At 69.2% G+C, this 14,704-nt stretch carries 10 protein-coding genes; 9 read left to right on the plus strand and 1 reads right to left on the minus strand.

The annotated features are described in order from the left end of the window. Positions 1-76: 76 nt before the first annotated feature. Complete coding sequence (locus J7I97_RS21260; RefSeq protein WP_214937237.1) at positions 77-1,216, plus strand: aromatic ring-hydroxylating dioxygenase subunit alpha; 1,140 nt, start codon at positions 77-79, stop codon at positions 1,214-1,216. On the opposite strand, the gene J7I97_RS21265 is transcribed toward J7I97_RS21260, so the two are convergent. After that, positions 1,204-2,001 (minus strand): IclR family transcriptional regulator, encoded by a 798-nt coding sequence (locus J7I97_RS21265; protein WP_214937240.1) that lies wholly within the window; start codon positions 1,999-2,001, stop codon positions 1,204-1,206. The genes J7I97_RS21260 and J7I97_RS21265 overlap by 13 nt on opposite strands. Positions 2,002-2,142: 141 nt before the next feature. On the opposite strand from J7I97_RS21265, the gene betA reads away from it, so the two are divergent. The 8 genes from betA to J7I97_RS21305 all read left to right on the plus strand — a co-directional run bounded on the left by betA (position 2,143) and on the right by J7I97_RS21305 (position 14,704). After that, a complete protein-coding gene (gene betA / locus J7I97_RS21270) occupies positions 2,143-3,804 on the plus strand; it encodes a choline dehydrogenase (protein WP_214937242.1) in 1,662 nt (553 codons plus the stop codon). Positions 3,805-3,816: 12 nt separating this feature from the next. Next, positions 3,817-4,698: a methylenetetrahydrofolate reductase gene (locus J7I97_RS21275; RefSeq protein WP_214937245.1), complete on the plus strand. Its 882-nt coding sequence runs from the start codon at positions 3,817-3,819 to the stop codon at positions 4,696-4,698. Positions 4,699-4,984: 286 nt separating this feature from the next. Beyond that, positions 4,985-6,454, plus strand: a complete 1,470-nt coding sequence (locus tag J7I97_RS21280) for an aldehyde dehydrogenase family protein (protein WP_214937247.1) — start codon at positions 4,985-4,987, stop codon at positions 6,452-6,454. Between the two features lie 53 nt (positions 6,455-6,507). Then, positions 6,508-7,617, plus strand: a complete 1,110-nt coding sequence (locus J7I97_RS21285) for a glycine betaine/L-proline ABC transporter ATP-binding protein (RefSeq protein ID WP_214937249.1) — start codon at positions 6,508-6,510, stop codon at positions 7,615-7,617. Further along, positions 7,617-9,602 (plus strand): ABC transporter permease subunit, encoded by a 1,986-nt coding sequence (locus tag J7I97_RS21290; protein WP_214937251.1) that lies wholly within the window; start codon positions 7,617-7,619, stop codon positions 9,600-9,602. Before J7I97_RS21285 ends, J7I97_RS21290 begins: the two co-directional genes overlap by 1 nt. A 24-nt stretch (positions 9,603-9,626) precedes the next feature. Next, the gene (locus tag J7I97_RS21295; protein ID WP_374195502.1) at positions 9,627-10,625 is read left to right on the plus strand and encodes an ABC transporter substrate-binding protein; all 999 of its coding nucleotides are present in this window, start codon (positions 9,627-9,629) and stop codon (positions 10,623-10,625) included. Positions 10,626-10,834: 209 nt separating this feature from the next. Beyond that, entirely contained in the window at positions 10,835-13,306 is a 2,472-nt protein-coding gene (locus J7I97_RS21300; RefSeq protein WP_214937253.1) for an FAD-dependent oxidoreductase, read from the plus strand. A 165-nt stretch (positions 13,307-13,471) separates the two neighbouring features. Further along, entirely contained in the window at positions 13,472-14,704 is a 1,233-nt protein-coding gene (locus tag J7I97_RS21305; RefSeq protein ID WP_214937255.1) for a sarcosine oxidase subunit beta family protein, read from the plus strand.

The following is a 14,704-nucleotide window of genomic DNA, read 5'->3' on the forward strand; positions in this document are numbered from 1 at the left end:
GTACGACACCGTCCGGGACTGCTCTTCAACCGGCGTGTGACGACCTGATCCACGACGTTTCCCGCGAGGAGTGCACGTGACAACGACCAGCCTGCCGGAGAGCCTGATCGCCACCCTTCCCGGCGCTTCCTACACCGACCCGGACATCTTCCGCCTGGAGCAGGAATACATCTTCGAGTCGATGTGGTTCTGCGTGGCGCGCTCCTCCGAGCTGGCCAAGCCGGGAGCTTTCAAGACGGTGGACGTGGGAAGCGAGAGCATCCTGGTGACCCGTTCGCGCGACAACTCGATCCGCGCCTTCTTCAATGTGTGCCGGCACCGGGGCGCGAAGCTGTGCACGGAGGAGTCCGGCGAGGTCAAGCGGGCGTTCCAGTGCCCGTACCACGCCTGGACATACGATCTTCAGGGCAAGCTCGTCGCCGCCCCCAATCTCACCAAGATGCCGGACGTCGGCCGGACCGAGTACGGCCTTGTGGACGTGGCCGTGCGCGAGTGGCTCGGCTATGTCTGGGTATGCCTCGCGGACAGTCCGCCCTCCTTCGAGGAGGAGGTGATCGGCGCCGTCGTCGAGCGGCTCGGCGATGTGGAGGCGATCGAGCGCTACAACATCGCCGACCTGGAGGTCGGAAAGCGGATCGTCTACGACGTCAAGGCGAACTGGAAGCTCATCATCGAGAACTTCATGGAGTGCTACCACTGCGCCACCATCCACCCCGAACTCACCGAGGTGCTCCCCGAGTTCGCCGACGGCTACGCGGCGCAGTACTACGTCGGACACGGCGCCAAGTTCGGTGACGACATCAAGGGGTTCACCGTCGACGGCTCCGAGGGCCTCGACCGCATCCCCACGGTCTCCGAGGACCAGGACCGCAAGTACTACGCGATCACCATCAAGCCGCAGGTCTTCATCAACCTGGTGCCGGACCATGTGATCTTCCACCGGATGTACCCGGTCGCCGCCGACCGCACGATCGTCGAGTGCGACTGGCTGTACCTCAAGGGCGTGGTGGAGAGCGGCAAGGACGTCAGCCGTTCCGTCGAACTCTTCGACCGGGTCAACAGGCAGGACTTCGAAGCCTGCGAGCGCTGCCAGCCCGCGATGAGCTCCCGCCTGTACGCCAAGGGGGGAGTCCTCGTACCCAGCGAGCATCACATCGGCGCGTTCCACGACTGGGTGCAGGGCCGGCTGGAGCGCCCGGAACGTCAGCCCAGGTAGCCCATGCGGTGGCTGATTTCCTGCGCGCCCTGGACCAGCAGCGGCGCGAGCTCGTGCATGCGCTCCTCGGTGAAGCGGTAACTGGGCCCCGATGCGCTGATCGCGGCGATGACCTCGCCGTCCCGGTCGCGGACCGGGGCGGCCATGGCATGGAGCCCGATCTCGTACTCCTCGAACGTCATGGCGTATCCGCGCTCAAGGACATCACTGAGGTTCTTCTCCAGCTTCGTCCTGGTGGTCAGCGTGCTCGGCGTGAGCTTCTTCAGGCCGGCCTCGGCCAGCAGCTCCGCGCGCCGCTTCGCCGGGAGGTGGGCCAGCAGGACCTTGCCGCTGGATGTGGCGTGCAGCGGCGTCAGCTGCCCGACCCAGTTGTGCGCCGTGACCGCGCCCGGGCCGCGCACCTGGCAGAGGTTGATCGCGTAACGCTCCTCCAGGATGGCGATGTTGACCGTCTCGCCGATCTCCTCGGCGAGCCGCTCGCAGACCGGGCGGCCCTGCTGGGTGATGTCGATACGCCCCGTGACCGCACCGGCCAGTCGTACGATCCCGAAGCCGAGGCGGTACTTGCCCCGCTCGGCGGCCTGTTCGACGAGACCGCGTGCCTCCAGTGCCCCGAGCAGGCGGAACGCGGTCGACTTATGGACATCGATCTCCGCCGCCACTTCACTGACGCCCGCCTCGCCGCGCTGGGCAAGGATCTCCAGGACGCTGACGGCGCGGTCGACGGACTGCACTCCGCCCGCCGGGGCGCCTGCGGATTCGGTAGCTGCCGTGTAGTTGCTCATGGCGAAACTATACGCGCTGTCACCAACGAAGTGACTGGTCGGTACGACGAAAGGAAGTTGCGTTGCTTGCAACCTAGTGCGTATAGCGATACTCGTATTAGCATGCGCGCGTATCGACGGCGCGACCGAGACGAGGCAGCAATGGCGCCCCAGAAGTACGACTTCGTCATCGTCGGCGGTGGTTCGGCCGGCAGCGCACTGGCGAACCGGCTCTCCACGGACCCGGGCAACCGGGTCCTGGTCCTCGAAGCCGGCCGGCCCGACTACCCGTGGGACGTCTTCATCCATATGCCCGCGGCGCTGCCCTTCCCCATCGGCAGCCGCTTCTACGACTGGAAGTACGAGTCCGAGCCCGAGCCGCACATGAACGGGCGGCGCATCTACCACGCCCGGGGCAAGGTGCTCGGCGGGTCGAGCAGCATCAACGGAATGATCTTCCAGCGCGGCAACCCCCTGGGCTACGAGCGCTGGGGCGCCGACCCCGGCATGGAGACCTGGGACTACGCGCACTGCCTGCCGTACTTCAACCGGATGGAGAACTGCCTCGCCTCGGACCCCGAGGACGAGTTCCGCGGCCGCTCGGGACCGCTCGTCCTGGAGCGTGGCCCGGCTTCCAGTCCGCTGTTTCCGGCCTTCCTGGAAGCGGTGCAGCAGGCTGGCCATCCACTGACCGATGACGTCAACGGCTACCGGCAGGAGGGCTTCGCGCCCTTCGACCGCAATGTCCACCGCGGACGGCGGCTGTCCGCCGCGCGGGCCTACCTCCACCCGGTCATGAAGCGGCCCAACCTGACGGTGCGGACCCGGGCCTTCGTGACCCGGATCCTCTTCGAGGGCAAGCGCGCCGTCGGCGTCGAGTACCGCCGCGGCCGCGGCGCGCCCCAGCAGGTGCGCGCCGGCGAGGTGATCCTGTCCGGCGGCGCGATCAACTCTCCGCAGCTGCTTCAGCTGTCCGGCGTCGGCAACGCCGACGAGCTGCGCGCACTGGACATCGACGTCGTCCACGACCTGCCGGGCGTGGGGGAGAACCTCCAGGACCACCTGGAGGTGTACGTCCAGTACGCCTGCAAGCAGCCGGTCTCGATGCAGCCGTATCTGAAGTGGCGGCACCGGCCGTGGATCGGCCTCCAGTGGCTCTTCCGCAAGGGCCCCGGGGCGACCAACCACTTCGAGGCCGGCGGCTTCGCGCGCAGCAACGAGGACGTCGAGTACCCCAACCTGATGTTCCACTTCCTGCCCATCGCGGTCCGCTACGACGGCTCCGCGCCGTCCGGCGGTCACGGCTACCAGGTACACGTCGGGCCGATGTACTCCGACGCCATCGGCTCGGTGAAGATCAAGAACAAGGATCCGCGCGAACACCCGGCGCTGCGGTTCAACTACCTCTCCACCGAGCAGGACCGCCGCGAGTGGGTCGAGGCGATCCGCACCGCCCGCCAGATCCTGGGCCAGCCGGCGATGGCCGCGTACAACGACGGGGAGATCTCGCCCGGACCGGCCGTCGAGACCGACGAGGAGATCCTCGCCTGGGTGGCGAAGGAGGGCGAGACCGCCCTGCATCCGTCGTGCACCTTGAAGATGGGCACCGACGACATGGCGGTGACCGACCCGGCGAGCATGCGCGTGCACGGCCTGGAGGGGCTGCGCGTCGTGGACGCGTCGGTGATGCCGTACGTCACCAACGGCAATATCTACGCACCGGTGATGATGGTCGCCGAGAAGGCCGCCGACCTCATCCTGGGCAATGAGCCGCTGCCGCCGTCCAAGGCCGAGTTCTACCGGCACCGGCCCACTCCCGCCTGAGAAGGAGCGGCCATGCCCACGCGGCCCACGCCGTATCCCGAGCGCTCCGCGCAGGCCCCCCTCACCGGGGGCCTGCCGGAGCTCCTGCACAGGGTCCGCTACGAGGTCCTGCCGACGAAGAGCACCGAGGACAAGGTCCTCGGCTGCGTCCCCACCGACATCCCCGTCACCGTCACCGCCTCACCGGCCAAGGGCCTCGGCCCGACGCTGGACCTCGCCACCCGGCTGGCGGGCCACGGCTACCGGGTCGTGCCGCACGTCCCGGCCCGGCAGATCGTCGACCACAGCCACCTGGCGGACGTCGTCGACCGGCTCATCGCCGCCGGTATCGAGGACGTCTTCGTGCCGGCGGGCGACGCGGACCCGCCGGCCGGGGTGTACGACGCGGCGCTGCCCGTACTGCGCCGGCTCAGCGAGCTGGGCAGCCCGTTCGCGCACGTCGGCATCACCGGCTATCCGGAGAGCCATCCCCGTATCGACGACGATGTCACCGTCCAGTCGATGTGGGACAAGCAGGCGCACGCGACCTACATCGTCAGCAATCTCTGCTTCGACCCGGGGACCCTGCGGCACTGGCTCGGGAGGGTGCGTCGTCGCGGCGTCACGCTGCCGGTACACCTCGGTGTCGCCGGGCCCGTGCAGCGCGCGAAGCTGCTCTCCGTGGCGACGAAGATCGGCGTGGGGGAGTCGGCGAAGTTCCTGACCCGGCACGCCGCCTGGTTCGTGCGTTTCGCGGCGCCGGGCGGCTACTCCCCGGAGAGACTGCTCCGCCGAACGGCCCCCGCGCTGGGCTCACCGGAGGCGGGCGTGGCCGGTCTGCACCTGTTCACGTTCAACCAGATCGCGGAGACGGAGCGCTGGCGCCGCGCGATGCTGGACCGCCTCGGCGGCTGACGGGCGCCCCGCCGGCGCCGAGCCCTAGCCGGGTTGCGGTCGAGGAGACATGATGCATCCTCCGTTGATGCGTATTGCACAACAGGGTGGGTGATACGCAACATGCTCCAGCGCTGTGGCGCGGCGGGTCAAGGGGGCGCGGGCAACTGGCGGAGGCGGCAGATCCGCCCCTCCGTACCCCTTGACGAACGGCACCTCGTGGGCGATTGTGTCGTTCCATTACGAGCAATTCGATGCGCGATACGCAACGCAGATATCGGTGATACCCGTATGAAGGGCTCCGCGCGTGGCAGATCTGTACCTCGACGGCAAGTGGCGCGACGCGATGGCGGGCGGCCACCGGGACATTCACTGTCCCGCCGACGGCACGCATGTCCGGACCGTGTGCGAAGCGACGCGAGCCGACACCGAAGCCGCGATCGCCGCGGCGCGGCACGCCTTCGACGAAGGGCCGTGGCCACGGACGCCCGAGCGTGAGCGCGGCGCGCTGCTGCTGCGCACCGCCGACGTCATGGAGCGCGACGCCAAGGAGTTCGCCCGCGCCGAGTCTCTCGACACCGGCAAGCGCCTGGTCGAGAGCGAGTACGACATCGCCGACATCGTCGCCTGCTTCCGGTACTTCGGCGGGGTCGCGGGCACGAGCGCGGGCCGCGTGGTCGACACCGGCCGCGAGGACGCCATCAGCCGGGTCGTCTACGAGCCGGTCGGTGTGTGCGGGCTCATCACCCCGTGGAACTACCCCCTGCTGCAGGCGGCGTGGAAGGTCGCACCCGCCCTCGCCGCCGGCAACACGCTGGTCCTGAAACCCAGCGAGCTGACCCCCTCGACCTCCATCCTGCTGATGCGCGCGCTGGAGGAGGCCGGGCTTCCCGCCGGTGTCGCGAACCTCGTCCTGGGAGCGGGAGCCGAGGCGGGCGCGCCCCTCGCGGAGCACCCGGGCGTCGACATGGTCTCGTTCACCGGCGGTCTGGAGACGGGAAAGCGGATCATGGCCACGGCCGCCGCCACCGTGAAGAAGGTCGCCCTGGAACTGGGCGGCAAGAACCCCAACGTCGTCTTCGCCGACGCCGACTTCGAGGCCGCCGTCGACTTCGCCCTCACGGCCGTCTTCCTCCACTCCGGCCAGGTCTGCTCGGCCGGTGCCCGCCTGATCGTCGAGGACTCCCTGCACGACGCCTTCGTCGACGAGGTCGTACGCCGCGCCCGGAACATCCGGTTGGGTGGCCCGTTCGACCCCGACGCCGAGACGGGCCCGCTGATCTCCGCACAGCACCGGACGAAGGTGGAGGAGTACGTCGCGTCGGGCCTGGCGCAGGGCGCCGTACTGCGCTGCGGGGGCCGGCGCCCCGATGACCCCGCACTGGCCGACGGGTTCTACTACCTGCCGACCGTGCTCGACGAGTGCCGCCAGGACATGCACGTCGTACGGGAGGAGTCCTTCGGCCCGGTGCTCACCGTCGAGCGGTTCTCGGACGAGGACGACGCCGTACGGATCGCCAACGACACCGAGTACGGACTCGCGGGCGCCGTCTGGACGCAGGATGCGGGCAGGGCGCAGCGGGTTGCCCGGCGGCTGCGGCACGGCACCGTATGGATCAACGACTACCACCCGTACGTACCGCAGGCGGAGTGGGGCGGCTTCGGGCACTCGGGAGTCGGCCGCGAGCTGGGGCCGACCGGCCTGGACGAGTACCGCGAACCCAAGCACATCTGGCAGAACATCCAACCCCGGCCGCAGAACTGGTTCCGCGGCTGAGCTCTGTGCCACCGACGTCGAGCGCGGCCGTGCCATCCGAAGAGAGGTCGACAGTGACCGCAACAGAGACAGAACTGCCGCCGCAGCGCGGCGTGTCCGACGACAGGACTCCGGTCATCTCCGTCCGCGGCCTGTGGAAGGTCTTCGGGCCCAGGGCCGCGCAGGTGCCGGACTCGTCCGAGCTCTGCGGTCTTACCCGACAGGAGCTCATGCGGCAGACGGGCTGTACCGCGGCCGTTCGGGATGTGAGTTTCGATGTGTCGCCCGGAGAGGTCTTCGTCGTCATGGGCCTGTCCGGCTCGGGCAAGTCGACACTCGTGCGATGTCTGACCCGGCTGATAGAACCCACCGCCGGTGAGATCGTCTTCGAGGGCGAGGACATCCGCCGCGCGGACGACAAGCGACTGCGTGAGCTGCGGCGGCGCAAGTTCTCCATGGTCTTCCAGCACTTCGGGCTGCTGCCGCACCGCCGGGTCGTGGACAACGTCGCGTACGGCCTGGAGATCCGCGGCATGAGCCGGGCCGAGCGCACCCGGCGCGCCATGGAGGTCATCGAACTGGTCGGCCTCACCGGGTACGAGCACTCCTACCCCGACCAGCTCTCCGGCGGTATGCAGCAGCGGGTCGGGCTCGCCCGCGCCCTCGCGGGCGACCCTGATGTCCTCCTCTTCGACGAGCCGTTCTCCGCGCTCGACCCGCTGATCCGCCGGGACATGCAGAACGAGGTCATCCGCCTGCACCGCGAGGTCGGCAAGACGATGGTGTTCATCACGCACGATCTGTCCGAGGCACTGAAGCTCGGCGACCGCATCCTCATCATGCGCGACGGCAAGACGGTCCAGTGCGGCACGGGCGACGAGCTGGTCGGCGCGCCCGCCGACGACTACGTCAGGGACTTCGTCGCGGACGTGCCCCGCTCCCATGTGCTCACGCTGCGCTGGATCATGCGCCCGGCCCGCCCGGACGACGCCCTTGACGGACCGGAGCTCAGCCCGGACGTCGTCGTCCGTGAGGCGACGCGCGCCGTGCTCGCCGCAGACAAGCCCGTGAAGGTCGTCGAGGACGGGCGCCTCCTCGGCATCGTCGGCGACGAGGAGATCCTCGCGGTCGTCGCCGGGGGAGACGGTGACGGAGCCGGTGCCGGTGCGGAGGACGGCGCCTGATGGCCGTCCTGGCAGAGGCGACCGCGCGACTGTCGCCGGTACGGGGCGGCCGCCGACTGGTCGTGGCCGCGATCGTCATGGGCTGGCTCGCCCTGTGGCTGGTTCTGCGCGGCACCCATACGCTTCCGCTCGGCACGGCGGAACTGACCCCGCTCCACCGCGAGTTCAACGAGATCAACGACGCCGTCGGCGCCCACCGCAACAGCAACCCGGTCTTCCTCTACTTCTTCAACGAGATCCGTCTGGTCGTCGACAACCTGGTCACCTTCATCCAGGCGCTGTTCTCGCAGCCGTCGTTCGGCCGCCCGGTTCCCGTGGTCGGCTGGCTGGGCGTCGTCGCCCTCGTCGGCTATGTCTCGTGGGCGTTCGGGAATGTGCGGGTGGCGGCCCTGGCCGTCGCCGGATTCGTCCTCTTCGGTCTGCAGGGACTGTGGCAGGAGAGCATGGACACGCTCGCCCTCACCGTGGCGGCCGTCTTCGTCTCGCTGCTCGCCGGTATTCCGCTCGGGGTCTGGGCCGGGCTGTCCGACCGGGTGAACCGCCTGGTCACACCCGTGCTCGACTTCATGCAGACGATGCCTACGTTCGTCTACCTGGCCCCGCTGACGCTGTTCTTCCTCATCGGCCCGGCGTCCGCCACGATCGCCACACTGATCTTCGCGACGCCGCCGGCGGTGCGTATCACCGCCCACGCGATCCGCTCGGTGCCCCGGACCACGGTCGAGGCGGCCGAGTCGCTGGGCTCGACCCGGCGCCAGACGCTGACCAAAGTGCTGCTGCCGATGTCGAAGCGCACGATCGTGCTGGGCGTGAACCAGACCATCATGGCCGCGCTGTCCATGGTCACCATCGCCGCGCTCATCGACGCGCCCGGCCTGGGCAAGACCGTCATCAAGGCCCTGGAAACACTCGACGTGGGCGTGGCGTTCAACGCCGGTCTCGCCATCGTCGTGATGGCCATCGTGCTCGACCGCGTCACCACCGCGGCGAGCGTCAGGGCCGAGACAGCCAGGCAGGGCGACGGCCGCTCGGCGCGGTGGCGCCGTCCGCTGCTCATCGCCGGAGGCGCGCTCACCGCCGTCTGCGTATGGCTGTCCCACACCTTTGTGTGGGCGGCGGAATTCCCGGGTGACGCCGGGGTGGGCAGCGCGATCGCCCGTACGGCGGACTCCACGACCGCGTGGGCGCAGGGCAGCTTCGCCGGGGTGACCAACGGGCTGCGCGAAGTGATCACCACGCTGCTGCTCAACCCCTTCGAGGCGCTGCTGACCGGCTCCCCCTGGTGGCTCGTCGGCGCGATGGTGGTGGCCCTCGGCGGGCTGTTCGGCGGATGGCGTGCGGCGGCCACCGCGGCGGTGTGCGTGGCGCTGATCGTCGGTACGGGCCTGTGGCGGGACAGCATGACGACGCTGGCCTCCAGCGTGGTGGCCACGGTCATCGTGATGGTCCTAGGTGTCGTGGTGGGGGTGTGGATGGGGCGCAGCGCCCTGGCAGACCGGTTGATCCGTCCTGTACTCGACGCCGGGCAGACCATGCCGGCGTTCGTCTATCTGGTGCCGTTCCTCGCGCTGTTCGGCGCGAGTCGGTTCACGGCGATCGTCGCCGCGATCGTCTACGCGGCACCGGTGACGATGAAGATCATCGCGGACGGGGTGCGGGCGGTGCCGCAGACCACGGTGGAGGCAGCGACCTCGGCCGGCTCCAGCACCTGGCAGACCATCACGAAGGTGCAGCTTCCGATGGCGCGCGGCGCCCTGGCTCTCGCGACGAACCAGGGACTGATCTACGTGCTGTCGATGGTCGTGGTGGGTGGTCTGGTGGGCGCCGGGGCCCTCGGCTATGACGTCGTGGCGGGGTTCTCGCAGGGCCAGTTGTACGGCAAGGGCCTGGCGGCGGGCCTGGCCATCGTGCTGCTCGGAGTCATGTTCGACCGGATCACCCAAGCGGCAGCCCACCGGGCCACCGGAGTGCCCAGCGGGAGCTGAGGCAGAAGAAGGGGCAGGACACCCATGGAAAGAAATGTCATCACACGGGCGACGCGGATGCGGCGACGCGCCGGTCTGGCCGGCCTGGCGGCACTGACCCTCGCGCTCAGCGGCTGCGGCGGTGCGAAGGTCGGAGAGGCGAGCGCCGGATCGGGCGGCGCCGGCGCCGGGAAATGCGGCACTTTCAATCTCGCCGTCAACCCGTGGGTCGGTTACGAGGCCAATGCGGCGGTCATCGCGTATGTCGCGGAAAAGGACCTCGGGTGCAAGGTGACGAAGAAGGACCTCAAGGAAGAGGTTGCCTGGCAGGGATTCGGCACGGGTGAGGTGGACGCGGTCGTCGAGAACTGGGGCCACCCGGATCTGAAGAAGAAATACATCGAGCAGCAGAAGACGGCAGTCCCCGCCGGTGAGACAGGAAACAAGGGCGTCATCGGCTGGTACGTACCGCCGTGGATGGCGGAGAAGTACCCGGACATCACCGATTGGAAGAACCTGAACAAGTACGCCGAGATGTTCAGGACGTCCGAGTCCGGCAGCAAGGGCCAGCTGCTGGACGGGGATCCGTCGTTCGTCACCAACGACGGCGCTCTGGTGAAGAACCTGAACCTCGATTACAAGGTGGTGTACGCGGGCAGCGAGGCCGCTCTCATCCAGGCGTTCCGCCAGGCAGAGGCCCAGAAGACGCCTGTCATCGGATACTTCTACGAACCGCAGTGGCTCTTCTCGGAGCTGAAGCTCGTGAAGGTGGACCTGCCCGCGTACCAGGCGGACTGTGACGCCGACCCGGAGAAGACCGCCTGCGACTATCCCGCCTACGTACTGGACAAGATCGTCAGTAAGAAGTTCGCCGACTCCGGAAGTCCCGCCTATCAGCTCGTCAAGAACTTCACCTGGTCGAACGAGGATCAGGACACCGTGGCGAAATACATCGCGCAGGGCAAGATGTCGCCGGAGAAGGCCGCGCAGAAGTGGGTCGAGGGCAACCGAAAGAAGGTCGACGTCTGGCTCGGAAAGGGCTGAGCCAGGAGAGACGGAAAGCAACGTGCCGTGCCCGGCGGGCTGTCGAGACAGCCCGCCGGGCACGGCTGTTTCCGCGTCTTTGTGAAACGGCCGTTCCCGCGAATTCGCACCCCTTGACACCGCACGGGGCGACCGGCACTGTGAGTTGCGCAACCTGAAGCACGTTGCGCTGACGGCAACTCGACTTCTTTTGAATCGGAGGGGCGGCGATGGCGGGACCGCGCGTGGTCATCATCGGAGCGGGCGTCGTGGGAGCGGCGCTGGCTGACGAACTCTCCTCCCGGGGCTGGACCGAGGTGACAGTCGTCGACCAGGGGCCGCTTCCTGCCACCGGCGGATCGTCGTCCCACGCCCCGGGCCTCGTGTTCCAGACGAACCCTTCGAAGACCATGACCGAACTGGCCCGCTACACCGTCGAGAAGCTCTGCGCCCTCGACGTTGACGGGCAGCCCTGCTTCCTGCAGGTCGGCGGGCTCGAAGTGGCCACCACCCCGGAGCGCCTGACCGAGCTGCGGCGCCGGCAGGGCTGGCTGACCTCCTGGGGGATCGAGGGCCGGCTCGTGGGCCCGGAGGAGTGCGTGGATCTGCACCCCCTGGTGAACCGCGAGCGTGTGCTCGGCGGTCTCCTTGTCCCCACCGACGGACTGGCCAAGGCGGTGCTCGCCGTCGAGGCGCAGATCCGGGCCGCCACGGCCCGGGGCGTACGCTTCCTCGCCCGCCACGAAGTCCTGGACATCCGCACGGACGGCGAGCACGGTGAGCGGGTCACCGCCGTCGTCACCGGCCAGGGCGAGATCCCCGCAGACATCGTCGTGTGCTGCGCCGGCATCTGGGGCCCCAAGATCGCCCGTATGGTCGGGATGAACCTTCCGCTGACCCCGCTGGCACACCAACTGGCGTGGACCGGCCCGGTTCCGGCGCTCGCCGGACAGGCCGAGGAAGCGGTCCGCCCGATCCTGCGGCACCAGGACGCCGACCTGTACTACCGCGACCGCTTCGACCGGATCGGCATCGGCTACTACGGCCACCGGCCCATGCCGGTCTCGGCCGACGACATCGCCTCGGTGGACTCCGCCGAGGACTCCGCCGAGGACTCCGCCGAACCGATGCCCTCCGTACTGCGGTTCACGGAGGACGACTTCGCCGACGCCTGGACCGAGACCCAGTCCCTGCTGCCCGCCACCCGGGACGCCAAGGTCGAGGAGGGCATCAACGGGCTCTTCTCGTTCACCACCGACGGAATGCCCCTGCTCGGCGAATCACCCGACGTCAAGGGCTTCTGGGTCGCCGAGGCGGTCTGGGTCACCCACTCCGCCGGCGTCGGCCGCGCCATGGCCGAATGGCTCGTCGACGGCCACTGCTCCTCCTTCGACCTGCACGAGTGCGACGTCAACCGCTTCGAGCCGCACCAGCTCGCCCCCGACTACGTTCTCGCACGCGACTGCCAGAACTTCGCCGAGGTCTACGACATCATCCACCCGCTCCAGCCGCCGGGTGCCCCGAGGCCGCTGCGCACCAGCCCGTTCCACGTCCGCGAGCGGGAGCTGAACGCCTTCTTCCTGGAGGCGTCCGGCTGGGAGCGGCCCCAGTGGTACTCCGCCAACGAGCCCCTCCTCGCCCGGTGGTCCATCCCCACCCCCAACGACTGGGCCGCACAGCTGTGGTCACCGGTCGTCGGCGCCGAGGCCCTCGCCACCCGCGAGAGCGTCGCGATGTACGACATGACGGCCCTGAAGCGGCTGGAGGTCGCCGGCCGCGGAGCCGCCGCGTTCCTCCAGCGACTGACCACTGCCAACGTCGACAAGTCCGCCGGCTCGGTGACGTACACGCTGATGCTGGACGAGGACGGCGGCATCCGCAGCGACATCACGGTGGCGCGGCTCGGCCGGGACCTCTTCCAGGTCGGCGCCAACGGCAACCTGGACCTCGACTGGTTCACCCGTCATCTCCCCGGCGACGGATCCGTCGTCGTACGGGACATCACCGCGGGCACCTGCTGCATCGGCCTGTGGGGACCGAAGGCGCGCGAGGTGCTCCAGCCGCTGGCAGACTCGGACTTCTCCGACAACGGCCTGCGCTACTTCCGGGCCAAGCGCGCCCACATCGGCGCCGTGCCCGTCACCGCCATGCGCCTCAGCTACGTCGGCGAGCTCGGCTGGGAGTTGTACACGACCGCCGACATGGGCCTGAAGCTGTGGGACACCCTCTGGGAGGCCGCCCAGCCGTACGGGGGCATCGCCGCCGGCCGGGGCGCCTTCAACAGCCTGCGCCTGGAGAAGGGCTACCGGTCCTTCGGCACCGACATGACCTACGAACACGACCCCTACGAGGCCGGTCTCGGCTTCGCCGTGAAGATGGACAAGGGCGACTTCATCGGCCGGGCCGCACTGGAGCGGCGCGCGGCCGACGTACGCCGCCGCCTCACCTGTCTGACCATCGACGACCCGCGCGCCGTGGTCATGGGCAAGGAGCCCGTGTACGACGACGGCCGCCCGGTGGGTTACGTCACCAGCGCGGCGTACGGCTACACCATCGGCAAGGGCATCGCCTACGCCTGGCTCCCCGCGCAACTCGCCACGGCCGGCCGCGCCCTGCAGATCGGCTACTTCGACCAGCGCGTTCCGGCGGTCGTCGCCGAGGAGCCGCTGTTCGACCCGACGATGTCGCGCCTGCGCGGCTGACCCGGCCACCGGGCCGCACCCGCTTGTGAGTTGCTGCGGGTGGTCAGAGGTGGACGACGAATCGCCCGGCGGCGATTCCTCTTTCCCTGCCCTGCTCCGCAGGGGCTTCGTTTCCTCCCTCGCGGCCGCCCACCCCCTCTACCCGTCCCTGTCAGGAGACGCGCGATGAGTCCCCGTACCCCAGGCGCCGACCTTCCCGAGCACCCCGACTGGCTGTGGCGCACGCCCGAGCCCAAGCGGTCGTACGACGTCGTGATCGTCGGCGGCGGCGGACACGGCCTCGCCACCGCCCACTACCTGGCCAAGAACCACGGCATCACCAATGTCGCCGTCCTTGAGAAGGGCTGGCTCGCCGGCGGCAACATGGCCCGCAACACGACCATCATCCGCTCCAACTACCTCTGGGACGAGAGCGCCGGGATCTACGAGCACGCGCTCAAGCTGTGGGAGGGGATGGAGGACGAGCTCGACTACCCCATCCTGTTCTCCCAGCGCGGTGTGCTGAACCTGGCGCACAGCCTGCAGGATGTACGCGACAGCGTGCGCCGGGTCGAGGCCAACCGGCTGAACGGCGTGGACGCCGAGTGGCTCGACCCGGAGCAGGTCAAGGACGTCTGCCCGATCGTCAACATCTCGCCGGACGTGCGCTACCCGGTCATGGGCGCGACCTACCAGCCGCGCGCGGGCATCGCCAAGCACGACCACGTCGCCTGGGGCCTCGCCCGCTCCGCCGACGCCGCGGGCATCGACCTCATCCAGAACTGCGAGGTCACCGGCATCGACGTGCAGGGCGGCCGGGTGACCGGCGTACAGACCTCGCTCGGCCCGATCGCCGCGGGCCGGGTCGCCCTCTGCGCGGCCGGGCACTCCTCGGTGCTGGCGGCCATGGCAGGCTTCGAGCTGCCCGTCCAGAGCCACCCACTCCAGGCCCTGGTCTCCGAACTCCTTGAGCCGGTGCACCCCACCGTGGTCATGTCCAACGCGGTGCATGTCTACGTCAGCCAGGCCCACAAGGGCGAGCTGGTCATGGGTGCGGGCATCGACGCGTACAACGCGTACACGCAGCGCGGCGCGTTCCACATCATCGAGCGCCAGATGGCAGCCGCGCTGGAACTGTTCCCGGTCTTCGCCCGCGCGCACGTCCTGCGCACCTGGGGCGGCATCGTCGACGTCAGCCCCGACGCGTCACCGATCGTCGGGCTCACCCCCGTGGACCACCTCTACGTCAACTGCGGCTGGGGGACGGGCGGCTTCAAGGCCACGCCGGGAGTCGGCTGGGCCTTCGCCCACACCATCGCCCACGACGAAGCCCACCCGCTGGCCGCCCCCTTCACGCTCGACCGTTTCACCACCGGCGCGCTCGTCGACGAGCACGGCGCGGCCGCGGTCGCCCACTGA

Origin of the sequence: Streptomyces sp. ISL-87 (assembly GCF_018614095.1) — a bacterium.
GTDB lineage: Bacteria > Actinomycetota > Actinomycetes > Streptomycetales > Streptomycetaceae > Streptomyces.

Coding starts and splice junctions, on each gene's coding strand:
- J7I97_RS21265 (WP_214937240.1), bottom strand. CDS start 2,001: ATGAGCAACTACACGGCAGCTACCGAATCCGCAGGCGCCCCGGCGGGC.
- J7I97_RS21295 (WP_374195502.1), top strand. CDS start 9,627: ATGGAAAGAAATGTCATCACACGGGCGACGCGGATGCGGCGACGCGCC.
- J7I97_RS21275 (WP_214937245.1), top strand. CDS start 3,817: ATGCCCACGCGGCCCACGCCGTATCCCGAGCGCTCCGCGCAGGCCCCC.
- J7I97_RS21300 (WP_214937253.1), top strand. CDS start 10,835: ATGGCGGGACCGCGCGTGGTCATCATCGGAGCGGGCGTCGTGGGAGCG.
- J7I97_RS21290 (WP_214937251.1), top strand. CDS start 7,617: ATGGCCGTCCTGGCAGAGGCGACCGCGCGACTGTCGCCGGTACGGGGC.
- betA (WP_214937242.1), top strand. CDS start 2,143: ATGGCGCCCCAGAAGTACGACTTCGTCATCGTCGGCGGTGGTTCGGCC.
- J7I97_RS21305 (WP_214937255.1), top strand. CDS start 13,472: ATGAGTCCCCGTACCCCAGGCGCCGACCTTCCCGAGCACCCCGACTGG.